The organism is Arthrobacter oryzae (genome assembly GCF_030718995.1).
Taxonomy (GTDB): Bacteria; Actinomycetota; Actinomycetes; order Actinomycetales; family Micrococcaceae; genus Arthrobacter; species Arthrobacter oryzae_C.
The window spans coordinates 4072239-4095257 of record NZ_CP132204.1 but is presented as its reverse complement, the minus strand read 5'-3'; the positions used below and the strand labels follow the sequence as shown (position 1 = coordinate 4095257).

At 65.6% G+C, this 23019-nt stretch carries 22 protein-coding genes and 1 pseudogene; 13 read left to right on the top strand and 10 right to left on the bottom strand.

The genetic code is table 11. The features are described 5' to 3' along the window. Positions 1-34 precede the first annotated feature (34 nt). Positions 35-2353, top strand: a complete 2319-nt coding sequence (locus tag Q8Z05_RS18765; protein WP_305941065.1) for a PxKF domain-containing protein — start codon at positions 35-37, stop codon at positions 2351-2353. 75 nt (positions 2354-2428) lie between these two features. Here Q8Z05_RS18765 and Q8Z05_RS18760 read toward each other — a convergent pair whose 3' ends face one another. The 5 genes and pseudogenes from Q8Z05_RS18760 to Q8Z05_RS18745 all read right to left on the bottom strand — a co-directional run bounded on the left by Q8Z05_RS18760 (position 2429) and on the right by Q8Z05_RS18745 (position 5259). Further along, positions 2429-2608 (bottom strand): IS3 family transposase, encoded by a 180-nt coding sequence (locus Q8Z05_RS18760; RefSeq protein ID WP_305941064.1) that lies wholly within the window; start codon positions 2606-2608, stop codon positions 2429-2431. Between the two features lie 109 nt (positions 2609-2717). Continuing rightward, positions 2718-2813 (bottom strand): annotated as a pseudogene (locus Q8Z05_RS21510) (hypothetical protein); the annotation flags it as partial. 84 nt (positions 2814-2897) lie between these two features. After that, positions 2898-3674, bottom strand: coding sequence for an IS3 family transposase (locus Q8Z05_RS18755; protein ID WP_305941063.1), 777 nt, complete (start codon positions 3672-3674; stop codon positions 2898-2900). Positions 3675-3987: 313 nt separating this feature from the next. After that, entirely contained in the window at positions 3988-4446 is a 459-nt protein-coding gene (locus tag Q8Z05_RS21505) for an HNH endonuclease family protein (RefSeq protein WP_371745886.1), read from the bottom strand. A gap of 309 nt (positions 4447-4755) precedes the next feature. Next, positions 4756-5259 (bottom strand): hypothetical protein, encoded by a 504-nt coding sequence (locus Q8Z05_RS18745; protein WP_305941062.1) that lies wholly within the window; start codon positions 5257-5259, stop codon positions 4756-4758. Between the two features lie 113 nt (positions 5260-5372). Between Q8Z05_RS18745 and Q8Z05_RS18740 the strand changes: the two genes are divergently transcribed. The 5 genes from Q8Z05_RS18740 to Q8Z05_RS18720 all read left to right on the top strand — a co-directional run bounded on the left by Q8Z05_RS18740 (position 5373) and on the right by Q8Z05_RS18720 (position 8836). After that, complete coding sequence (locus Q8Z05_RS18740; RefSeq protein WP_305941061.1) at positions 5373-5558, top strand: hypothetical protein; 186 nt, start codon at positions 5373-5375, stop codon at positions 5556-5558. After that, positions 5518-5844 carry a hypothetical protein gene (locus Q8Z05_RS18735; protein ID WP_305941060.1) on the top strand — a complete coding sequence of 109 codons (327 nt, stop codon included), beginning with the start codon at positions 5518-5520 and terminating at the stop codon, positions 5842-5844. Before Q8Z05_RS18740 ends, Q8Z05_RS18735 begins: the two co-directional genes overlap by 41 nt. Continuing rightward, positions 5841-6032: a hypothetical protein gene (locus Q8Z05_RS18730; protein WP_305941059.1), complete on the top strand. Its 192-nt coding sequence runs from the start codon at positions 5841-5843 to the stop codon at positions 6030-6032. Before Q8Z05_RS18735 ends, Q8Z05_RS18730 begins: the two co-directional genes overlap by 4 nt. A 474-nt stretch (positions 6033-6506) precedes the next feature. Next, a complete protein-coding gene (locus tag Q8Z05_RS18725; protein WP_305941058.1) occupies positions 6507-7808 on the top strand; it encodes a class I SAM-dependent methyltransferase in 1302 nt (433 codons plus the stop codon). 140 nt (positions 7809-7948) lie between these two features. After that, positions 7949-8836, top strand: coding sequence for an HNH endonuclease (locus tag Q8Z05_RS18720; RefSeq protein WP_305941057.1), 888 nt, complete (start codon positions 7949-7951; stop codon positions 8834-8836). 16 nt (positions 8837-8852) lie between these two features. Here Q8Z05_RS18720 and malQ read toward each other — a convergent pair whose 3' ends face one another. Then, the gene (gene malQ, locus Q8Z05_RS18715; RefSeq protein WP_305941056.1) at positions 8853-11006 is read right to left on the bottom strand and encodes a 4-alpha-glucanotransferase; all 2154 of its coding nucleotides are present in this window, start codon (positions 11004-11006) and stop codon (positions 8853-8855) included. A gap of 24 nt (positions 11007-11030) precedes the next feature. Then, positions 11031-11534 carry a hemerythrin domain-containing protein gene (locus Q8Z05_RS18710; RefSeq protein ID WP_305941055.1) on the bottom strand — a complete coding sequence of 168 codons (504 nt, stop codon included), beginning with the start codon at positions 11532-11534 and terminating at the stop codon, positions 11031-11033. A gap of 190 nt (positions 11535-11724) precedes the next feature. Between Q8Z05_RS18710 and Q8Z05_RS18705 the strand changes: the two genes are divergently transcribed. The 5 genes from Q8Z05_RS18705 to Q8Z05_RS18685 all read left to right on the top strand — a co-directional run bounded on the left by Q8Z05_RS18705 (position 11725) and on the right by Q8Z05_RS18685 (position 16287). After that, complete coding sequence (locus Q8Z05_RS18705; RefSeq protein WP_305941054.1) at positions 11725-12090, top strand: TraR/DksA family transcriptional regulator; 366 nt, start codon at positions 11725-11727, stop codon at positions 12088-12090. After that, positions 12087-12836, top strand: coding sequence for a M50 family metallopeptidase (locus Q8Z05_RS18700; protein ID WP_305941053.1), 750 nt, complete (start codon positions 12087-12089; stop codon positions 12834-12836). The genes Q8Z05_RS18705 and Q8Z05_RS18700 overlap by 4 nt, the downstream gene beginning before the upstream one ends. A 9-nt stretch (positions 12837-12845) precedes the next feature. Further along, on the top strand, positions 12846-13925 hold the full coding sequence (locus Q8Z05_RS18695) for a glutathione S-transferase family protein (RefSeq protein WP_305941052.1): 1080 nt from the start codon (positions 12846-12848) through the stop codon (positions 13923-13925). A 35-nt stretch (positions 13926-13960) separates the two neighbouring features. Continuing rightward, on the top strand, positions 13961-15091 hold the full coding sequence (locus Q8Z05_RS18690) for a serine hydrolase domain-containing protein (protein ID WP_305941051.1): 1131 nt from the start codon (positions 13961-13963) through the stop codon (positions 15089-15091). Positions 15092-15165: 74 nt separating this feature from the next. Beyond that, positions 15166-16287 (top strand): FUSC family protein, encoded by a 1122-nt coding sequence (locus Q8Z05_RS18685; protein WP_305941050.1) that lies wholly within the window; start codon positions 15166-15168, stop codon positions 16285-16287. Between the two features lie 90 nt (positions 16288-16377). Here Q8Z05_RS18685 and Q8Z05_RS18680 read toward each other — a convergent pair whose 3' ends face one another. Genes Q8Z05_RS18680 through Q8Z05_RS18670 form a run of 3 tightly spaced genes read right to left on the bottom strand, consistent with a single transcriptional unit; the run spans position 16378 to position 20006 of the window. Beyond that, positions 16378-17289, bottom strand: coding sequence for a MaoC family dehydratase (locus Q8Z05_RS18680; protein ID WP_305941049.1), 912 nt, complete (start codon positions 17287-17289; stop codon positions 16378-16380). Beyond that, complete coding sequence (locus Q8Z05_RS18675) at positions 17286-18626, bottom strand: 3-oxoacyl-ACP reductase (protein WP_305941048.1); 1341 nt, start codon at positions 18624-18626, stop codon at positions 17286-17288. The genes Q8Z05_RS18680 and Q8Z05_RS18675 overlap by 4 nt, the downstream gene beginning before the upstream one ends. Before the next feature lie 9 nt (positions 18627-18635). Further along, on the bottom strand, positions 18636-20006 hold the full coding sequence (locus tag Q8Z05_RS18670; protein WP_305941047.1) for an acetyl-CoA C-acetyltransferase: 1371 nt from the start codon (positions 20004-20006) through the stop codon (positions 18636-18638). Positions 20007-20069: 63 nt separating this feature from the next. Between Q8Z05_RS18670 and Q8Z05_RS18665 the strand changes: the two genes are divergently transcribed. Further along, positions 20070-20822 carry a TetR/AcrR family transcriptional regulator gene (locus Q8Z05_RS18665; RefSeq protein WP_371745885.1) on the top strand — a complete coding sequence of 251 codons (753 nt, stop codon included), beginning with the start codon at positions 20070-20072 and terminating at the stop codon, positions 20820-20822. 27 nt (positions 20823-20849) lie between these two features. After that, positions 20850-22967, top strand: a complete 2118-nt coding sequence (locus Q8Z05_RS18660) for an acyl-CoA dehydrogenase family protein (protein ID WP_305941046.1) — start codon at positions 20850-20852, stop codon at positions 22965-22967. Positions 22968-23019 lie beyond the last annotated feature (52 nt).

Here is a 23019-nt window from a genome sequence, read left to right as displayed (position 1 = left end):
GTTACACATCACCGCCGCAGTCCTCACTGCCGCGATGGCAACCTTAACGCTCACCGCCCCGGCGGCCATTGCAGCGCCCGTCTGGGCGCTGGTCGAGGAATGCAAAAGCGTCGAAACAGTGTTCGCCCGCGGGTCAGGACAAGGCCTCTTCGAAGGTGAAGCGACCAAATTCAAAGACGAAATCGACGCCCGAATCGACGGACCCGCCATCACGCACCACTACGAACTGGGTTCAGAGATGATCGAAGGGCACGCCTACCCTGCCCTTCCGGTCGGTTCCCAGGACTGGGACAGGGCCCTCAGGTCGCTGGGAGCGGCGGCGACGGGCGGTGGCGGTTTCAGCTACGGCGCCAGCGTCGATGAGGGCGTCGAAGAGCTGCACGCGTACCTGAAGGCACGGGCGTCAACCTGCCCAGACTCGCTCTTTGTTCTCGGCGGCTACTCCCAGGGCGCGCAGGTCGTGGGCGAGACGTACAATGAGAAGCTCAGCGACGACCTGAAACGCCGGGTGGTCTACCAAGCCCTGTTCGGGGATCCCAGGCTGTACCTTCCGGAAGGGCAAGGCCTCATTCCGCCTGCTTGCCTCGGCCTGCCCAACAAATCGGAGTGGCGGTTCGATGTTCCTGACTGCGGCACCGGCACAGGTTCCCTCGGATCGCGCGTCCCCTACCTTCCCGTCGGCTTCACCTCCACTACCGGGCTCTCCTGCGCCACCCACGACTTTGTCTGCGGCGCCAGCCCTTACGTGTGGGACCAGGTGGGCCACGGCACCTATGACGAGGACGGCGGCAGCATCTACCGTGCCTCCGTTGAGATCGCCAAACGCCTCAAGCCCCTGCTCCCCGATGCGGGGGTAAACGACACCGTCAGCCTTCCGGGCGCCGGAACCGCCGGACTGGATGTAGTGTTCCTGATCGACTCCACGGGCTCCATGTGGGGCCAGATTGAGGCGACGAAAGCCTTCGCGGCCGAAATGGCCGACACGATCAAGGTCAATCGCGGACGCGTCGCTCTCGTGGAGTACAAGGACGCCGGGGACCAGTTCACCGCCCGTATCCTCAGCGGGTTCCAGGAAGACACCACGGAGTTCAACACCCAGCTCACCACCATTTACGCCAGCGGCGGCGGAGACCGCCCCGAGGCCACCCTCCACGCCCTCATGACGGCCTTCAACGGGCTCGAATGGCGCAATGGGGCCACCAAGGCGGCCGTGGTTCTGACCGACGCCGACTACCACGACCCTGACCTCGTGGACGGAAGTACGCTCGCGTCCGTCGCACAGCGGGCCCTGGAGATCGACCCCGTCAACGTCTACCCGGTCGTTCCGTCCTACTTCAGCAGCTTCTACGCGGCGCTGGCGCAGGCCACCACGGGCCAGGTCATCGTCAACGGCGGGGACACGAAAGCCGCACTGACCACGGCCCTGACCCGAATCCAGGAACGGCCTGTCGCCATCCTCCGGCACCCGGCGTACTGGGGTCCGGTGGGTCAGGAGTTCACCTTCGACGCATCAGCCTCGTACTCGCCCAATTCGTCGATCATCAGGTACGACTGGGACTACAACGGTGACGGGACTTTCGAAGAATCCGGCACCACTCCGGTCGCCCGGCACACCTACCCGGCAAAGTGGGACGGGCAGATGCAGGTCAGGATGACGGACGCGAACGGCCTAATTGCCAACGCGTCGGCAGCGGTCCACGTCGGATCCGGTCCCCGCGACGCCCTCCCTGCTGCCCCGCTGAACGTCAAAGCTGTGGCGACGTCCACCGCCGGCGGCACCAGCACCGTTCAGGTGACGTGGGAGTCCAGCGATCCCCGGGTCGGCATCTGGGGCCTCAGCGTGGACGGCATTCCGGCAGGCGCAGTCGATGCGGCAGCGCGGACGGCAACCATCACCGAGGTCTCCCGAGGAAAGGATGTCGAGATTGGGGTTGTGGGCTTCACCGCTGACCACGCAATGGGTACCGCCTCCACGGTAACCTTGCCCGCGGTCGGCTCAGCCTACAACTTCGGCGGGTTCATGGCACCGGTGGACGCGGCGCCGGCCCTGAACGTCATGACGGCCGGACGGGCTGTACCTATGCAGTTCAGCCTGGGCGGCGACCTCGGCATGGACATCCTGGCAGCGGGATCACCGACGTCGGCGCCTGTTACCTGCGATACAGGGGCGGCTCTTGCTGAGGTGGAGACTACATCGACTGCAGGCTCCAGCAGTCTGTCCTACGATGCGGCTCAGGGTGTCTACACGTACGTCTGGAAGACAGAGAAGGCGTGGGCCAACTCCTGCCGCATGTTCAAGCTGACACTCAAGGACGGATCGTCCCACACCGCGCTGTTCAAGTACCGCAGCTGACAGTTCGTCCGCATAATGAAGCGCCCCGCACCTCTTTGAACTGGTCCCCGGAAGTTGGACGGGTAAAATAAGATCCTAAGCCGCGAGGGCCTGGGCACTGTATTGCACCGGGCTCAGGCCCTCAAGCTTTGTTGAGATCCGGTTGGTGTCGTACCAGCGGATGTATTCGTTCAGGTGCACGGCCAGAGCGTCGGTGCTGAGGAACCGGACGCGGTGGAACATCTCTTCCTTGAGGTGGCCGAAGAAGTTCTCCATCACGGCATTGTCGTAGCAGTTGCCCTTCTGAATGCCCGACCGGCTGCTGACCGGGCTCCAGGCAGGCGAGGGCTTGCTTCAGGGAAGTATTGGTGAGCGCGAGGTTCGGGGACGTGCTGATTGAATGGGCGATGATCTGCCGGTCAAAGAGGTCCATGACCGGTGAGAAGTAGAGCTTTCGGTCGCCGATACTGAATTCGGTCACATCCGTCACCCACTTTTGGTTCGGGGCGGTGGCGTCGAACTCCCGGTTCAGCCGGTTAGGCGCAACAGCGCCCTGTTCGCCTTGCTAGGAGTTGTAGCGCTTCCTCCGCCGAACCTCGCAGACGAGCCCGAGGATGCCCATCAGCTTCAGCACGGTCTTCTTCGCGATCGCCCAGCCTTGCTTCATCAGTTCCGTGTGGATACGTCGGTGTCCGTACCGGCCGTGGTTCGTCGTGAAGATCTCTGTGACTGCGGTCTTGAGTGCCTCCTGCGGGTCTGGCGCCTGGAGGCGGGACTGGTGATAGAAGAATGTCGATCGGGCAAGACCCGAGACATGCAGCAGGACCGGAAGTGGGAAGTCAGCCTTGAGGGCGATGAGGGCTTGAACCTTCACCGTTGTTTTTGAGCCCTCAAGGCCCGTAATTTTCCCAGATAGGCCACTTCTGCCCGCAAACGTTCGTTTTCCCGGCGCAGCCGCTCCAGCTCGGATGTCTCCGACGGTGGTGGGGTCTCGGGCTTCCGAGGTCGGCCTTTTAGGCTTCGGGCGCAAGGCGTCCGCGCCTTCGTGACGATACACACGCGCCCACTTTTTCAGTAACAACGGCGAAGACAGGTCAGCCTCGGCTGCGAGATCCGGTGCGGTCTCGCCTGCGAGGAACCGTTCGACCAACGCGAGCTTGAAGTCGAAAGAGTATGACTGCTTTCCCGGTTTGGTCACCAGCGCTCCTTGACCACGAATCCTCCACCGCCGATACAGCGCCTTAACCGGCCAACGGGACACGCCCAGCAGGTTAGCTGTGGCCGTATCTGCAAGGCCTTTCTCAAACCACGCTACAGCGGCCTGGCGCTGGACTTCAGACAATGAACTACTTGATTGCACGAAACTGCTCCCCGGGAGTTTGAACTGAATTTCTCAGTCCAACTTCCGGGGAGCAGTTCAAGGATTCCGGGGGTTTTTTCTGTATCCAAACCCGTGAGGCCCACGTTCAACCGTGCTAATCCACTCAGCAGCTCTCCAGCCACCTCGCGTATCGGGGTCCGCGTTCCGTGAGCAGTTTCGTGGACCGCAATAGGCCGACGCCGCACATCCAGGACCACATGACCCAAGATCGCCGCTGGGCGTAACCCAGGGCGTAGTTGTCTGCGGTGGCTTCAGTGGCGGGCTTCATTCGAAATCAGGCGCAGGTGGCCAGGACGCGCTGGATCGCGTCACGCTCCGGCTGGGTGACCCATAGCTTGTACCTCGCCTTCACCGCGGTCATCCGGGCAGTGTATTCGCATCGGAAGGACTTGTTCGGTGGCAGCCAGGAGGCGGCGTCACTGTCCCCCTTGGCCGAGTTCGCCGCGCCGTCGGCCGCCATGAGGTTCAGCGGATCGTTGGCGAATTGTTTCCGCTGCTCGGCGCTGAACTGCTGGGCGCCGGTCTGCCAGGCCAGCGACAGCGGAACGATGTGGTCGATCTGCACCGCTGAGCTGGAATCCGGACCGCGGACGAACCGGATGGTTGCCCCGGTGTACTTGTCGGCCAGAATGCCGGTTGCCACGACGCAGTCGCGGGTGCCGGGTTTGAATGTCTCGCCGGTCAGGTCCCGGGCCAGGATGTCATTTCGTGTGTCACATCCGTTTCGGTCCACATCCGCCCAGGTCGGCCCAAACTGTTCGCGGCTATAGCCGGTCTTCGGTGCGCGCCCCTTCACCGGGATATTGCCAAGCTGCGCGTTTGCGGCAGCAACCTCCTCAGGGCCTATTGCCGGTTGGGGAACCGGCTCCTCCGAACCAGGGTGGGGTTCAGCGCTCCGGAGGGTTTTGGCAATCGCAGCGCCGGCGGATGCTGCGGCGTCACAGCCGGACAGTCCACCCAGCAGGAGTAAGGCGGTCGCAATGGTCAGTACTTTGGAGCTGCAGGGTGGAATCGTCGTGTCCTTCGTGATGCGGTGTTCAGCTCAGGCTGTTGGCGTCGAACGGGTGCCGTACAGATAAGCGAGGTCGTTGAGTGTTTGCAGGGTCAGTTCCCGCGCTTGTGCGCCGGGTTCATTGCCGCCAAGCACCTTGAGGTACTCGAGCTGCAGCCGCACGCGGACTCCGTCGGCTTTTGACTGAAGATCAGTTAGTGCCAGCAGTGCAAAGGCGACGTGGCGCCGCTCAACCCACAGGCCGGACCTGAGGGCCAACCAGAAGAGTCCGTCCAGCTCCAGACCGGCCGGCGCGTTCGCCCGACCGATGTAGACCTCCCCCATCGGGCCGGATCGTGACTTCGTCCACCGGTAACCGACGGGCAGAATGCGCCCATTCCTGGACCGGTAGGTTGCCGAAACGGACAAGAGCGACTGTCCGTTTTCCGTGTCGAGTTGGTTTACCGAAATGTCGCTCAGCTTCTCCTGGCGGCAGGCAGCTATGAACTCCTGCACCTCCCTGTCCCACAGCCGGTCCGTCACGCCGTTCTCCATGTCATGCACCCCCAAAATAACGGTACCGGCGAACGGCGCAACCAATCAGGAGACTCGCGGCGGCGGCTGCGCAAATACCTGCCCGGCCGGTGTCCACGGCCTAGGCTGGTTCTGTGAAGTTCTCCCCGGCCCCTCTTGAAGCTGCGCTCTCCGCCCCTGCCGAGTGGTGGCAGATCGTGGCCGCGCTGGGGCCGCTGGCGGTGCTGGCTGGCGCCGTCCTCGCCGCCTTCATTGGCTGGCGGACACTGCGTCAAAGCCGTGGCGGACGCCCAGGCGCTGAGGCAAAAAACGCGGGCTGACGACCGCGCCGAATGGTGGAAGCGCACGCAGTGGGCCCTGGACAAGGCCCTGGAGGCAGACGAGGATGCCAAGGCCATTGGCCTGGCGTCCCTTGCCGTCCTGGCGCGGAGCGACCTCGCGCGTGAAGAAGAACTTGAGCTGCTGGACATTGCCTGGCAATCGGTGACGGAGGCCAACGGCGAGGGCGGCACATGGGACGAGGACGTCGACGCCGTGGACTCAGGGGAACCAATCGGGGACAATGGAACAACGACCACGGACCGAACGGAGGAGGGAAGGCCATGAGCACCAGCACACCGGAGCAAAAGAAGTCCCGCACGCCCCGTCACGTGTCCACGCCCCGCGACAGGCATTTGACCCCTTCCGAGCACCGGGTCCAGGTTGCCGCAGCAAAGCTGCGTGTTGCCCTCGACGAACGTTTGGGACGCCCCACTCCGGCTGAAACCAAGGCGCTCTCCCAGGAAGATCTCTAAGCCAGGAACCAGGAAAAAGGCCCCGCCGTGCGGGGCCTTTTCTTATCCCTTGTCCAGGTTCCGTTAGACCTTTTCGGGTGTCCGGTCCACGACCGGTTCCGAACCCGTGAACTTCCGTTCCCGGCGCGGGAAGGCCCAAAACTTGAAGTCCTTCGCCTCCACACGCGTTTCCGGTCGCTTCTCCGGCTTCCGCGATTCCTCTTTTCTGGTGTCCCTCTGGAATTCCTTGTTATACGGATAGCACATCACTGACCTCCTCATAGTGAATGCCTTTTAATCCTCCTCCCAATCTGCAAGCCGGTCGACCGTTTTTTGCCCGCCGGATCCGGGGGTGTCGTTAGGCCCAAGACACCAAGTGGGGTTGCACCATAGATTGAACAACTACAGGTGCGGCAGGGCGCAGGCAGCTCTTCCGCAGCTAGGAGATGAGGACCGGCAGGCAGCAGTTTCGTTGTGGAATGAGAGGCAGTGCACATGGCGAAGACAACAGGTGTGGCATCCCGGCTGGCCGAAGCGCTGGCCATAGTCCTCGGCACTGAAGGGATCCCGTTACGCTTGCGCGCCTGGGACGGTTCGGAGGCGGGTCCGGACGGCGCCCCGGTGCTCGAGTTCCGTTCCCGGCGCGCCCTCCGCCGAATCCTGTGGTCCCCCGGACAACTGGGCCTCAGCCGGGCGTATGTAGCCGGGGACATAGACGCACCCGGCGACATTTTCGCCAGCTTCGCCGCACTGAGCTCGGCCGGAAAGTTCGCCGAACCCGGGCCGTTTCCCCCGCTGTCGGCCAAGGAAGCGTGGACACTCCTCAAGACCGCAGTCCGGACCGGCGCGATCGGACCGAATCCCGCTCCGCCACCGGAGGAAGCCAGGATCCATCGACACGGCCGGCGCCACTCTAAAAGCCGCGATGCCGCTGCGATCTCGCATCATTACGACGTAGGCAATGACTTCTATGCCCTGGTCCTCGGCCCGTCAATGGTCTACTCCTGTGCTGTCTGGACTGACCAGCCGGGCGAACGTGGCGGGCAGGACAGTTTGGAAGCTGCCCAGGAGGCCAAAATCGACCTGGTGTGCCGCAAGCTGGGCCTGGAACCGGGAATGCGGGTACTGGACGTCGGGTGCGGCTGGGGCAGCTTCGCGCTCCACGCTGCCCAGCGTTTCGGCGTCGACGTCGTGGGCGTCACTCTTTCCAGCGAGCAGGCGGGGCTCGCCCGCAAGCGTGTAGCCGACGCCGGCCTGACCGACCGCGTCGACATCCGCGTACAGGACTACCGCGACGTGGACGACGGTCCATACGATGCGATCAGTTCGATCGGCATGTCCGAGCACGTAGGCAGCGAGCAAATATCCCGCTACGTCTCCGGGCTCCATGGCCTGCTGCGTCCCGGCGGCAGGCTGCTGAACCATGCGATCTCGTGGAATGCAGGCCCTACAAGCCCGGACCCGGACTCGTTCATACCCCGTTATGTGTTTCCCGACGGCGAAATGCTCAGCCTCGCCGACATGATCGGGGCGCTGGAGACGGGCGGGTTTGAAGTGCTCGACGTCGAGGCGCTCCGGCGACACTACGCACTCACCCTCCGCGCCTGGGTTCACAACCTGGAGGAGCACTGGGAGGCGGCTGTCGGCGCCAGCAGCCCCGGGCGGGCGCGCATCTGGAGGCTTTACATGGCCGCCAGCGCACTCGGGTTCGAGAACGGCCTGACCGGTGTCAACCAAGTACTGGTTCAACGCCCCGGCGGAGCCGAACCGCCTTTACGGCGGCATGCATGGATGTGACCGGGCAGGAGCTGGCAGGAACCCGGCTGCGCAATGCCCCCTCCCCTGCGGCGACCTCCGCAAGGGCGATCGCAGACTATGTGCTGGAGCACCGTGTCCCCGGCGTATAAAGCCCGCGGCTTCCCTGAAAGCAAGGGCGCATGACTGCCATCTTCCTGCTGTGGAACCCGGACCGCCGGGAAGGCTGGAACTATGCCGCCGTCGTCGGGCAAGTACAGGAAACCGGACGGTTCCATTGCGAGTGGCCCGCCGCCGGTGCCGCCGCCGGTTCGGACGCATGGCTGCTGGTGAGGGGAAAGCATGGGACGGGCCTGCTGGGGCATGGCGTGGTGATCACTGCGGAGCCCTGCAGTGTTCCGCCGACCGCCGCTGCCGGCACGGCATCCTCCCGACTGCTCGTGGCCTTCGACTCCCTCCTGCCCCTCGGCGACCAGCTGGGGCCGGAGCTCCTCGGGCACGCGCTCCCGGACGTGGGCTGGAACCACATCCGCCACGGCCAGGTCCTGGATCCGCCCGCGGAAGCCCGGATCCGTGACCTCTGGCGCCTGGAAGGCCCCGCACCGGTTCCGGAACCGACACTGCCGGCGCCCGGGACGTACCCCGCGTGGGCCGTCAGCACCGTCGGAGCGAACCGGTACGAACGGGATCCGGAGGCGCGCCGTGCCTGCATCGCACACTTCGGAACCAGTTGTGCGGCCTGCGGTTTCTCCTTCGAGATCGCCTACGGGGACGCCGGCGGGGAATTCATCGACGTCCACCACACCGTGCCGCCATCGCTTCTGGTCAGCAATTATCGACTCGATCCGGTCACGGACCTGATTCCATTGTGCGCGAACTGCCACGCCATGGCGCACCTCGGCGTGGCCACGCCACGAACGCTTTCGGAGCTCCGCCGCGTTATTTCCGATGCGGGCTTCCTGCGCGGGGGGACCGTGGCCCCCGAAGAGCTTGAAGCGCACAACGAGGCCCTGCGGATCCTCGGCCCCGCGGGTTCTGACCCGGGGCATCCGCCGGTTCCCGAACGTTGAAGTCAGCAGTCACCCTTCAGCCCGACGGTTTCAGCGCCTCCCGGACGACGCCCACCAGCGAATTGAACCGGCCGTTCCGGGGCAGGTCCTCAATGAGAACTGGACCGTCAGGCCCGGCGAGGGGAATGCGCCAGTTGGGGTGTTCCGCGTCCGTTCCGGGTTGGTTCTGCGTACGGGTTTCCCCGACGCCGTCCACGAGGGCCACGCCCAGCAGGGCCGACGGCGTCAGGGCGGTGAAGGCATAGAGGGCTTCCACCGTGCCTTGGATGCCTCCGGACGGTTCAGAGATCAGCCCCCGTTCGCGGAGGAGGGCCAATACGGATTCCTGTTCGGCTGCAGCTTCCGCCCTTTCCTCCTCGACGGGACGCAGCAGGAGTCCCAGCGATTCGCGGAGGGTGACGTGCTCCCCGGCGAGATACCCCGCCGTCGGGGGCAGGTCGTGGGTGTTGACGCTGGTCAGGCACTGTTGGCGGTATTCCTCGGGCGGTAGCGGACCTGCGTCATTGTGTTCAAACCACAGGATGGACGTGCCCAGGATGCCCCGCTCCGCCAGGTAGTCGCGGACCCATGGCTCGAACACGCCAAGGTCCTCGCCGACAACCGTCGCGCCCGCCCGCTGCGCCTCAAGGGCCAGGATGCCGATGAGTGCTTCATGGTCGTAGTACACATACGTGCCCTCGTCCGGTCCGGCGCCTTCCGGGATCCACCACAACCGGAAAAGACCCAGGATGTGGTCCACGCGGACGCCGCCTGCATGGCGGAGTACCGTACGGAGCATGTCGCGGTAGGGCTTGTAGCCCGAGGCCGCAAGCCGGCCGGGGTGCCAGGGCGGCTGGGTCCAGTTCTGCCCCTGCTGGTTGAAGACGTCCGGCGGGGCCCCTACGGTAACGCCCTGGGCCAGTTCGCCGCGAAGCATCCAGGCGTCGGCTCCGGACGTCTTGACGCCCACCGCCAGGTCGTGGACGATCCCGATGGCCATCCCGCACTCCTTGGCCGTCCGCTGTGCGGTGGCCAGCTGATCGTCGCAGATCCACTGCATCCAGCGGTAGAACTCCAGCCGGTCCGCGTGGTCTTCCCGCACGGTGTCGCAATACGGGGTGTCCGGGGACGACGCTTCTCCGGACCACTCAGGCGCCGTGGGCGGAAGCCGCTCCGCAAGGGTGCACCACAGGGCGAAGTCGTCCAGGCCCGTGCCTTCCGCTGCGCAAAAATTTTTAAACATGCGCTCCCGGGCGGGGCTGCGGCGGACCGTGAAGATGAGCTCCAGTGACTCGAGTTTGGCCTTGTAGCTGGCGTTTCTGTCGAGCAGGCCGTCGGCCGTATTGGCAGCGTGGAGCGACGAGGCGTGGTTTTCGATCCTCGTCCTGGCCGCAGGGTCCAGGTAGGCGTACTCCGGCACGTCCTCGACGCGGATGTAGAGGGGATTGAAGAAGCGACGGGTGGTGGGCAGATAGGGCGAATCTTCGATGGGGGGCCGGGGCTCACCGGCGTGCAGGGGATTCACCAGGACAAAACCGGCGCCGTCCTGTCCTGCAATCGCGGCCAGGTCCACCAGGTCGGCGAAGTCACCGATGCCCCATGATCGGGAAGAGCGGACCGAATACAGCTGGGCCGTGAGTCCCCAATGGCGTTCGGATGCCAGGCGGCGGGTGGTCCCGAGCCGCTCAGGCGTAATGATGAGGGCACATTCCGCCTCTTCCCCGGCCGCTTCGGCATGCAGGGTGTGCCAGCCCAGTGGCATATCGCCGGGGAGGGCGAATGCTGCGCGCCCTTTAAGGACACCGTTCACGTCGCGCGGCTCTTCCCAGTCTTCGCGCTGCTCGGCCTGCACCCGCGTTCCGTCCTCAGTCACCGCCCAAACGCTGACAGGCGTTCCGTGCGGGACGTATACGGCAACGTTTATTTCGCGCCCTTCCCTGGAAACGACCGACGGCGGCAGAAGCCGGCGCCATGGCTCGAGTTCCGCATCGCGCAGGGTGCTTTGAATCTCGTCCGTTGTTCCGGTCCGGTCCCCCAGCGCTGTTAAAACACCGTGCAGGGTTTTCGCTGCGACGGGGTGTTCCGCGCCGTCCCAGCCGCGGAAGGAGGTGCTCACGCCGCGGACTGCCGCAAGTTTGCGGAGCAGGTCGTCGGCTATTCCTGTGTGGTCTTGTTCGGTTCCGTCCGCCATGGCCTTACTCTATTGGACGGCCCGCTAACCGTGCCCGTTTCGCCGCGGGTGTCCGTGCTCTTCACCCACAAGTTCATGCAACCCTGAAACGGCTTCGGCCAGTGACAGCCCGGGCTGTGACACCACAAACGGCATGAGAAGCCTGTTCTCTTTGTCCAGGTGCAGGGCAAAGATGCGTTGGACGGCCCCGGCGGCTATAGCAGCGGCCACACCCCGGGTCCCGCGGAACTCCTCCACGAGAGCCACGATCACCTGGTGCTCGGCCAGCATGCCTTCAACCAGCAACCTTCCCTCCGCGGTTTCCCTGGGTCCGCTGTAGAGCGGGCCTTCTTCGGCGAGGGCGTGGGGCACCAGTTCGTTTTCGCACCACTCCAGCAGGACCTCGTGCGCGTCATGCTCGGATACGGAGTCGTGGTTCTCCACGGCGCTCGTCAGCGCGTCTGTCAGCGCCGTGAGCCGTCGCAGCATGCTGCCGTGGTGCCTCTCCACCGCCGCCAAGGCTTCGGCTTCCGCTGCGGAGTCTTTCATCGACGGATCGTTCATCGTGTCTCCCGGTCTCAGGCGCGCCTGCCATCCGGCGGGCGGCCCCTCACCGGACATGGACTGGCTTCGCGCACTTTCACTCTACGGCGGCGCTGTGCCGCGGCAAGGGGTCTTTGGGCCCGACTACGCCAAGCGCTTTAGCCTCGCTCACCGGACCGCGCTAGCCTTGGACTCTATGGTCGACGTCGAGAGGTTCAGGATCCTGCTGGAATCGGAGCGCGCCCGGAAAACCCTGCTGCTGCCGGCACTCCGCGCCGACATCGCCTCCGCGAACGCCGCGCGGCAAAATTCGAACGTCGACGACGAACACGATCCCGAAGGCTCCACCATCGCCTTCGAGCTCTCTCAGGCTGCCGCCCTGATGCAGCAAAGCAGCGCCACACTCGCGCAGGTCGAGAAGGCGCTCGGCCGGATCGCTGACGGCAGTTACGGTTTCTGTGAAATCTGCGGCGAGCCTATTGCCGAAGGCCGGCTCGAAGCACGCCCCTGGACGCCGTATTGCATCGATCATGCCGGCGGCAAGTCCGGGGGCAGACCGTGACGGACGTGGCCGGCTCGCTGTGGGACAGGATCGTTTCCGGTTTTTCGCTGTCGCCCTCTCCCCAGGTCACGGCAACGGAACTCGTGATTGTCATCGTGCTCGCCACCGCACTGTCCTTGCCGCGGGCTTCGTGGCGGTACTTCGGGTTGCTGGCCACCGTCACCCACGAACTCGGGCATGCGTTCGCCGCCCTCACCACCGGGCAGCGCCTCGGCGGCATCAGGCTGAGCCTTGACCACTCCGGAACGACCACCACGTACAGCCGGGGACGCCTTCCCGCCGTGTGGTCCACGTTCTGGGGCTATCCCGTGCCAGGTGTCGTCGGGGCGGTCATGGTGTGGTCCGGTTTCAACGGCTGGGGACCGGCGGCGATGTCCGTCGGCACGCTGACCCTGCTGGGCTCGTTCCTGTTCATCCGCAACGCCATCGGGCTCCTCATCACGGCAGCGGCCGTCCTGGGGTGCGCGCTCCTGGTGCTTTTCGTTCCGCCCGAGTTCACCGGCCAGGTTGTGATTGCGCTGGGCCTGGCATTGCTGGTGGCCGCCGTCCGTGACCTGGCCAAACTCGCCAAGGTCCACCTGCGGCGCCGGGACAGGCTGCCCACGTCCGACGCGCATCTCCTCTACCGGGCCACGTCGGTGCCCTCCGTTGTGTGGATCCTGCTCTTCGCGGGCGTCGTAGCCGGCGCCTGGTGGGTGGCCTGGCAACCCATGGCCCGGGTGCTTTTGGCGGTCACAACCCAATAGGGTGGGACCATGACCTCCGAGTTCCGTCCTTCCGATCACTCATCCGACCCCGGGTTCAGCACCAGGGGGTCCTACGTCACCGGAGGAGAGGAATTCACCCGGGACACCAACTACATTGAGGACCGGATCACCAGCGACGGCGCTCCGGGGCGGAACGGTGAACCCGGCTGGCAGGTGGAAGCCGGCCGTTACCGCCTCATCGCAGCCCGCGCCTGCCCCTGGGCGAACAGGACGGTCATCGTCCGCCGGCTGCTGGGGCTTGAGGAAGCCATATCACTGGGGCAGCCGGGCCCCACACATGATGCACGGTCCTGGACTTTCGATCTGGACCCTGGCGGTGTCGATCCAGTGCTGGGCATTGAACGGATCCAGGACGCCTATTTCCGAAGGTTCCCCGACTATCCGCGCGGAATCACCGTCCCCGCGATCGTCGACGAACGGTCAGGCGGGGTGGTCACCAACAATTTCCCGCAGATCACGCTGGACTTCTCCACGGAGTGGACGGCGTTCCACCGCTCAGGCGCCCCCGAGCTCTACCCCGCGCATCTCAGGGCGGAGATCGACCAGGTCAACAAGAGAGTGTTTACCGAGGTCAACAACGGCGTATACCGCTGCGGCTTTGCCGGTTCGCAGGACGCCTATGACGCTTCCTACACTCGGCTCTGGACCGCCCTGGACTGGCTGGAGGAGCGGCTCACCGGCCAGCGGTACCTTGTGGGCGACACCATCACGGAGGCCGATGTGCGGCTGTTCACCACCCTGGTCAGGTTCGACGCCGTGTACCACGGCCACTTCAAGTGCAACCGCCAAAAGCTCAGCGAGATGCCGGCGCTGTGGGGCTATGCCCGGGATCTGTTCCAGACGCCCGGATTCGGTGACACGATCGATTTCGTGCAAATCAAGCAGCACTACTACATCGTTCACGAGGACATCAATCCCACCGGCATCGTCCCGCAGGGCCCGGACCTGGCCGGATGGCTGACGGAGCACGGGCGTGAGGCACTGGGAGGGCGCCCGTTCGGAGACGGCACTCCTCCCGGTCCCGTCCGCAGCGGCGAGGAAGTGGCCCCGGGACACGGCGCCCGCTGACGGGAGCCGTCCCGGCCCGCCGCTAGTCTTGTGCCATGCCACTATCGTCAGGCGTTGCCGCGCCCGAATACCGAGCGGTCCGGGACCTGTTTGAATCGTTCCTTCTTGATGACCCGCAGTACAGCGCCCAGGTCTCTGTCTACCATTCGGGCACCAGAGTGCTGCAGCTGAGCGGCGGGCCCCGCCTGGCTCCGGATTCGATCACGGGCGCCTACTCGTGTTCGAAAGGCGTTGCAGCATTCGTCATCGCGCTCCTGGTCCAGGATGGCTTGCTGGACCTGGACCGCACGGTTGCCCACTACTGGCCGGAGTTTGCTGCCCACGGAAAACAGGCCATCACCGTCCGCCAGGCGCTTTCCCACCGGGCGGGGCTGCTGGGCGTGGAGGGCGGACTGGCTCTCAGTGAATTCACGACGCCGGATGCTGCCCGGAAGCTTGCGGCAACAGCACCGCTGTGGCGCCCCGGCGCCACGTTCGGCTACCACGCTTTGGCCATCGGCATCATCATGGAGGAGCTGTGCCGCCGCGTCGCCGGCACGACCCTGCAGGAGCTGTACACTTCCCGTATCAGGCTGCCATTCGGGGTCGACTTCTTCCTCGGGCTGCCGGAAGAGGAGGAGGCCCGCTACCTGGACGTGCTGTACACCGCCGATCCCCGGCAGGATTGGCTGGATCCGCTTGGCCTTGAGGGACTCAACGGCAACGCTGCGGTCAGCACAGTGATGGAGCTCCCCAATCACAGGATCGTCCGCGAACTCGGCATGAGCAGCGCCGGTGGCGTGGGATCAGCCGAAGGCCTGGCCCGGGTTTACGCTGCCGCCACAACCGGCATTGAGGGGGAACCCGCCTTCCTGGCACCGGAGACCGCCAGGATCATGTCCGAGGAACAGGTATGGGGCCTGGACCGGAGCTCAGGACTGGACAATGCCTTCGCGGTGATTTTCATGAAGCCGCACCCCAGCCGCAACTTCGGCAGCCACAGGGCGTTCGGGCATGAAGGTGCCAATGGCGCGCTGGGCTTTGCCGACCCCGCCTATGACCTGGCTTTCGGCTACATTCCCGGAACTCAGGAAGAAGGCAGGACACCGGGCCGCGCACACCGGCTGGCGCAGGCGGCGCGGCAGGCTGCGGCCTCCAGCGCGAGACCTGCGCCGGCGGGCGGGTAAGGGCGGCCGGCGCCTACCCGTGAGTAGGTTTGTCCATTTGTAGCATCCCCGATGCACCTTTATGGTTGGGCCAAATGGCAAACACAAAACAGCAGGACGAGGCCGCCCCGTCGCGGGTGGGCAAAATACGGCAGTCCGTCACGGACAGCGTCGCGGTGGCACTGTCGGGTCCCCGGCTGCAGCTGGCCGCCAAGGCAGGGCTCGCGGCGGGCCTGGCATTCCTTATTGCACCCATGATGCCCGGCGCCGCTGCCCAGTATCCGTACTACGCCCCGCTGGGTGCCCTTGTGGCCATGTACGAGAACGTGTCAGGATCCGTAAAGCAGGGCGTGCAGACGCTTGTGGGCCTCGGGCTCGGGATCGGCCTGGCGTTCCTGCTGGTCAGCGTCACCGACCCCTCGCCGTTGACGGTGGGCATCGTCATGGCCTTGGGGGTCCTGCTCGCGGGATTGCCGCGGCTTGGCGCCGGCCGCGACTGGATTCCGACGGCTGCGCTCCTGGTGCTCCTGGTGGGCGGACACAACCCGGACGACTTCTCGTTCGGCTACCTCCTGCAAATGGGTGTGGGCGTCGTTGTGGGTATCGCCGTCAACATGCTGGTGTTCCCGCCCCTCCATTTCAAAGCCGCTGCGCTCAGCCTCGCCGAACTCCGATGGGCGCTCGCCAAGCAGCTCTCGGACATGGGCGAAGCCCTGCGGGAAAAGTGGCCGCCCGAACACGAGGACTGGGCTGCGCGTTCGGACGAGCTCGCCCAGTCCGCCCGTGCCGTCAGGGCAGCCGTCCAAAAGGCAGATGCCAGCAGGCAGGTCAATCCGCGGCGCAAGCTCCACCCGCACGACCTCGACCGCGACTACAAAGATGTCAGGGGCCTTGAAAGCGTTACGTTCCATATCCAGGACATGACCGAAGTGCTCTCCGATGTCATCTGGGACAAGGACGTTCCTTTCGTCATCCCGCTTCCGTACAGCGAACCGCTTGCCGATGCACTGGCAGCCGTCAGCGAGGTCCTCCGGTCCATGGAAGACGAGCATCCGGAACGGCAGGAGGAGCTGATTGCTGCGGCCACGGCGTCCGTGGACGCCCTGGCCGAGCGCATGGCCTCCGACGACGTCAACCCGGACGCACCCAGCGCCGCCGAATCAATTGTGCTGAACCTGCACCGCATCCTCAGGGTGGTCAGGGCCGGACAGCCCTGACCAGCAGCGCTAAAAGAAACAACCACGACGCCGGACCCCCCTTGGGCGGGGAGCTCCGGCGTCGTCATTTACTTCTTTGGCGAGCCAGCGCTAAAGCGCCGTTACGCTGCCGCTGAAATGCCGCCGGCCGGAGCGGGGGTTCCACGCGACGTAGTCGGAAAGCTGCCAGGCGCCGGCGTCGGAATGGACCGAGCTGATGTCCAGGGCAACACGCGCGGGCAGGAACACCGGTGCCTCAAAGGCAACGTCCCAGCGGAACGAATCCCCCTTGACGGCACCGACGTCGGCCAGCGCCCGTGAGGCGAGGTACATACCGTGCGCTATGGAGCGCCGCATGCCCAGCGCCTTGGCCGAGAGCACACTCAGGTGGATGGGGTTGAAGTCGCCGGACACGGCCGCGTACGCCCTGCCGGTGTCAACGCCCAACTGCCATTGGGCCGTGGGGTCGGGCGCCGCGAACGTCGTGGGACCAGGGGTGACCGAAGGTTTGTCGATCCCGGGAAGGAATACACCCTTGGCCAGATACGTGGAGGTACCCTTCCACACGACCCCGGATTGCTCCGTGCGGCGGACCTCCGCGACGACGTCAACCTGCGTGCCGGCGCGGTGCCCGCGGAGGTTTTCGGCCCATGACGTGATGTCCAGCGACTCCGTGAACAGGAGGGGCCCATGCTGCTCCACTGTGTTGGCCAGATGCACCATACCCAGCAACGGCAACGGGAAGTCGTCACGGTTCATCACGCTCATTGACACGGGAAAAGCCAGGGCATGGAGGAATCCGGCGGGCAGGACGTCGCTTGCCGTCTCCCCCACCAGGTGCTGGTAGGCCGTGAGGTTTCCCACCTGGGCCAGCACTCCCCTGACCTCGTGTCCGAAGGGCGGAAGCGAGATCCCCGCGTCTGTACCCAGCACGCGGCGACGGGCCGCCGTTGCCGCGGCATTCACATACAGCTTGGACAAGGACGGCATGTCTCCGAGGATCACGGGCTGGGCACCGGTCATGCGCCCACCAGGTTCTGGCCGCACACCCGCAGCACCTCGCCCGTGATGCCGCCCGCGGCGTCGCTGGCGAGGAATGCGATGGCCTCCGCAACATCTCCGGGCTGGCCCCCCTGCTGAAGGGAGTTCAGGCGCCGGGCAATTTCACGCGTCGCAAACGGGATCCGGGCGGTCATCTCGGTCTCGATGAAGCCCGGCGCCACGGCGTTGATGGTTCCGTGGCGCTCCGCCATAAGGGGTGCCGTGGCACGCACCATGCCCATCACGCCGCCCTTGGACGCCGCGTAGTTCGTCTGACCGCGGTTGCCCGCTATGCCGCTGGTGGAGGCAACCGAGACAATGCGCGGCGAGTTCCGGAACTGTTCGGAGGCCAGGAGCGCCTCGTTGATGCGAAGCTGGGCGGCGATGTTCACGGCAACGACGGAATTCCAGCGGCCCTGGTCCATGTTGGCCAGCAGCTTGTCCCGGGTGATTCCCGCGTTGTGGATCACGATGTCCAGGCGTCCGTGCCTGCCCGCCGCGTGGTCGATGATCCGCTGGCCGGCGTCTTCCCGGCTGATGTCCAGCTGGAGTGCCGTACCGCGCACCTCGTTGGCGACCGCTGCCAGATGGTCTCCGGCTGCGGGAATATCGACGACGACCAGGGTGGCACCGTCGCGGTGGAGGGTCCGGGCAATCGCCGCGCCGATGCCCCGGGCGGCGCCGGTTACGACGGCGACTTTGCCGGCAAGCGGCTTGTCGGGATCAGCGGGGAGCTGTCCCTCCCGGGTTGAAACGGTGAGGAACTGGCCGTCGACAAACGCCGATCTCCCGGATAGGAAGAAGCGCAGGGCCCCGAGGGCACTGGGAGCGGTGGCGCTTACCCCGTCTGCCAGCATGATGCCGTTTGCCGTGGCACCGGCCCGCAACTCCTTGGCGAGGGAACGCAGCAGTCCGTCAACTCCCTGGCGAGCCGCGGCAGACGCCGGTCCCGGAGCGCTCGCAGGGGTCCGGGAGATCGTCACCACGCGCGCGTTGGGTGCCAGGTCCCGGACGGAAGCTCCCGCTGAAAGGACGGGCTTTTCCAGATCCTCCGGCCGCTCGAGGTCGTCCAGCACCAGGATGATAGCACCCAGTTTCTCCCGGGGTACTGCGTGCCGGCGGACATCGAGGTCCCCGGACAGGAGGGCTGCGGCCAGTTCGTCAGCCCCTCCGCTGGATCCCTGGACCAGGATGGGACCTGGAACCAGCGGCTGCCCCGGCTGGTACCGCCGTAGCACCACCGGCTGCGGCAGGCCGAGTTTCCTGGCTGCATCCTTGCCTATTCCGCGGCTTACGAATTGTGTGTATTTGTCCGTCACGCCAGCCTCCTAAAGTGCTTCAAGAATGGCGACGACGCCCTGGCCGCCGGCCGCGCAAATGGAAATCAGGCCACGGGCCGGACGGCCGTCCACCCGGCCCTTTTCGTGGAGCATCTTGGCCAGCGACGCCACGATCCGCCCGCCGGTGGCGGCAAACGGGTGCCCGGCTGCCAGCGATGAGCCGTTGACGTTCAGTTTCGACCGGTCCACACTGCCCAGCGCGCCCTCCAGGCCAAGGCGGGTTCGGCCGAATTCCTCGTCCTCCCAGGCGGCCAGTGTGCTGAGGACGGTGCCGGCAAATGCTTCGTGGATCTCAAAGAAGTCGATGTCGCCAAGCGTCAGGCCGTTGCGGGCGAGCAGGCGAGGTACTGCGAATGCCGGCGCCATGAGGAGGCCGTCCTTGCCGTGGACGAAGTCGACCGCTGCCGCCTCGCCGTCGACGACCGTTGCGAGCTTGGGAAGTTCATGCGCGTCTGCCCATTCCTCCGAGGCAAGCAGCACGGTGGACGCACCGTCCGTGAGCGGCGTGGAGTTGCCGGCTGTCATGGTTGCCTCGGCGCCAAGGTTCGTGCCGAAGACGGGCTTGAGGGTAGCCAGCTTTTCGAGGGTGGTGTCGGCGCGGAGGTTCGAGTCCCGGGTCAGCCCGCGGTACGGCGTGAGCAGGTCGTCGAAGAAACCGGAGTCGTAGGCAGCGGCCAGGTTGCGGTGGCTGTTATAGGCCAGCTGGTCCTGGGCTTCCCGCGTGATCTTCCATTGTGCCGTGGTGAGGGCCTGGTGCTCACCCATGGAAAGCCCCGTCCGGGGTTCCCCCGTATTGGGAGCGTCAGGTGCGAGGTCCTTGGGGCGAAGGCGGCTCAGGACCTGCAGCCGCCGGGGCAGGGTCCTGGCCCGGTTGAGGTCCAGCAGAACCTCCCGCAGGCCCTCGCTGACGGCGATCGGTGCATCCGAGGCGGAGTCGACACCGCCGGCGATGGCCGAGTCGATTTGTCCGAGCTTGATCTTGTTGGACAGGCCGAGGACGGTCTCCAGCCCGGTGGCACACGCCTGCTGGAGGTCATACGCCGGGGTCTCCGCGGAGAGGGCGGAGCCGAGCACGGCCTCCCGGGTGAGGTTGAAGTCGCGGGAGTGCTTGAGCACGGCGCCGGCGGCAACCTCCCCGATCCGTTCGTCCTGAAGGCCGAAGCGGGCAATCAGGCCATCCAGTGCTGCAGTCAGCATGTCCTGGTTCGAGGACTTGGTGTACGCCCCGCCGGTCCGGGCAAACGGAATCCGGTTCCCGCCGACCACCACAGCCTTGCGCAGCGGGGCTTCTCCGCGAGGGGCCGCCGCGGCGTCGGATGATTCTTCTGGTCCGGTGGCGGACTGTCCGTTAAAGGACATGTGCTGTCTCCTTCTGCTCAACGCTGATTACCGATACCCAGCGTACCTGATACGCTGGGTATCGTGAACATGCCTCCCATTGATCCTGCCGCTCCCGAGGGCGGCACCCCCGCGACCGCCAACCCGGCGCCCGACAGCCCCGAGGGCGGGAGCACGATTGATGGACGCGCGGCCCGCTGGCAGTCCCACCGGGAAGAGCGCCGGCGCGAGCTCATCAAGTCAGCGCGGAAAGCGGTCCATGCGCTGGGCAGTGACGCATCCATGGAGGACATCGCCGCCGCAGCCGGAACGTCCAAGTCTGTGTTCTACCGCTATTTCGGCGACAAGGCGGGGCTCCAGCAGGCTGTGGGCGAAGTGGTGATCAGCCAGATGCAGCGCCGTATCCACGAGGCTGCCCAGGGAGCGCAAACGCCACGGGAGGGGCTTCTGGCCATGGTGTCCGCCTACCTTCAAATGGCGGAGACCAGTCCCAATGTCTACACATTCGTCACCACCTACTCCGCCGGCGAGCCGGAGACGGCCCCCGGGGGCATCGCGGCTGCCGGGGCCCTGGGCCACTTCTTCGAAGAGGTCCGGGACATGATCGCGCGCCCCATGCGCGCCCACCTGGGCGCCGGGAAGGAAGCCGTCATCGGCTATTGGCCCACCGCTGCGATCGGGCTTGTCCGGAACGCCGGCGAGCAATGGCTCGGCACGCCGGACTCCCCGGCCAAACCGGACCAGGAAACCATGGCCCGCCAGATCACCGCCTGGCTGTGCGTCGGCATTGCCCCCGAGCTGAAAACACTGGACCCCCACAATCCAAACCCTGAGTGAATTGTCAGAACCAAAGAAGGAATCGACATGACTGACGTAGTTGACCGCCCCGCCAGCCAGGCAGGCCGCCGCCCCGCGGGCCGCACAAACCACCCGGCCCCGGCGGCCCCCGCCGTCGACGTCGCCGCCCTGGGCGAGCAGCTGCTGGGGAAGTGGGCGCACATCCGCCGGCACTCGCGCGAACTGTCGGGCCTGCCCGAACTGCACAAGACCGAGGGCCTTACCCATACGGAGCACCGCAAGCGCACTTTCGGCCAACTCAAGTACCTGGTGGAAAACGGCGCCGTCCACCGCGCCTTTCCTGCGTCGCTGGGCGGCTCCGATGACCACGGCGGCAACATCGCCGGGTTCGAGGAACTCGTCACCGCCGATCCGTCGCTCCAGATCAAGGCCGGCGTCCAGTGGGGGCTTTTCGGATCAGCCGTCATGCACCTTGGCACCGGGGAGCACCACGCCAAGTGGCTGCCGGGCATCATGAACCTGGACATCCCCGGCTGCTTCGCGATGACGGAAACAGGCCACGGCTCCGATGTTGCCAGCATCGCCACCACGGCAACCTTTGACCCGGCCGCCCAGGAGTTCATCATCCACACCCCCTTCCGGGCCGCGTGGAAAGACTACATCGGCAACGCCGCAATAGACGGACTCGGCGCCGTGGTGTTCGCCCAGCTCGTCACGAACGGAGTGAACCATGGCGTTCACGCCTTCTACGTTGACCTGCGGGATCCGGAAACGAAGAAATTCCTTCCGGGCATCGGCGGGGAGGACGACGGCGTCAAGGGCGGGCTCAACGGCATTGACAACGGGCGGCTGCATTTCGACAACGTCCGCATTCCACGGACCAACCTGCTCAACCGCTACGGCAACGTAGACGCTGACGGCAGCTACACCTCCCCCATCGCCAGCCCTGGCCGCCGATTCTTCACCATGCTGGGAACCCTGGTCCAGGGCCGGGTCTCCCTTGACGGCGCCGCGGTGGCTGCCAGCAAGCTCGCCCTCAAGACGGCCATCCAGTACGCCACCGAACGCCGCCAGTTCAATGCCTCCTCCCACACTGACGAGGAAGTGCTGCTGGACTACCAGCGCCATCAGCGGCGGCTTTTCACCCGGCTTGCCACAACTTACGCTGCGGGCTTCGCCCACGAGCAACTGTTGCAGAAATTCGACGACGTCTTCTCCGGTGCACATGACACGGACGAGGACCGGCAGGACCTGGAGACACTGGCGGCCGCGCTCAAACCGCTCAGCACGTGGCACGCCCTGGACACCTTGCAGGAATGCCGCGAAGCATGCGGGGGCGCCGGGTTCCTGATTGAGAACCGCTTTGCATCCTTGCGCGCCGACCTGGACGTCTATGTCACCTTCGAAGGTGACAACACGGTGCTGCTGCAGCTTGTGGCCAAGCGGCTCCTCGCGGATTACGCGAAGGAATTCCGCAGCGTCGATGTCGGGGTCCTGGCCCGTTACGTGGTGAGCCAGGCCGCCGGCACCGCAGTCCACCGGACGGGCCTTCGCCAGGTTGCCCAGTTCGTGGCCGACACGGGCTCGGTCCAGAAGGCAGCCATTGCGCTGCGGGACGAGGGCACGCAGCGGTTACTGCTGACCGACCGGGTGCAGACCATGGTTGCCGAGGCCGGTGCCGCGCTGAAGGGGACCAACAAGCTGCCGCAGCAGAAGGCCGCTGTCGCCTTCAACGAACATCAGCATGAGCTGATCGAAGCGGCGCAGGCGCACGCGGAACTGCTGCAGTGGGAAGCCTTCACGGAAGCCCTGGCCGACGTGCAGGACCCGGGCACGAAGCGGGTGCTGACGTGGCTCCGGGACCTGTTCGGACTTTCGCTCATCGAGAAGAACCTGTCCTGGTACCTCATGAACGGGCGCCTGTCGATGCAGCGTGCCCGCACCGTGGGCGACTACATCAACCGCCTCCTGGTCAAGATCCGGCCCCACGCCCTGGATCTGGTGGACGCCTTCGGCTACGGCCCGGAGCACCTCCGTGCAGCAATTGCGACCGGCGCCGAACAGGCCCGGCAGGATGAGGCACGTTCGTATTTCCGGACGCAGCGCGCCGACGGCAAGGCCCCCGTTGACGAAAAGGTCCTCGTGGCCCGGCAGGCACGTGATGCCAAGGCTCCGCGCCGCTAGTTCCACTGCCTTTCGCCACTGAACGTCGGAAACAGCGACGGCGCCGCCCCCG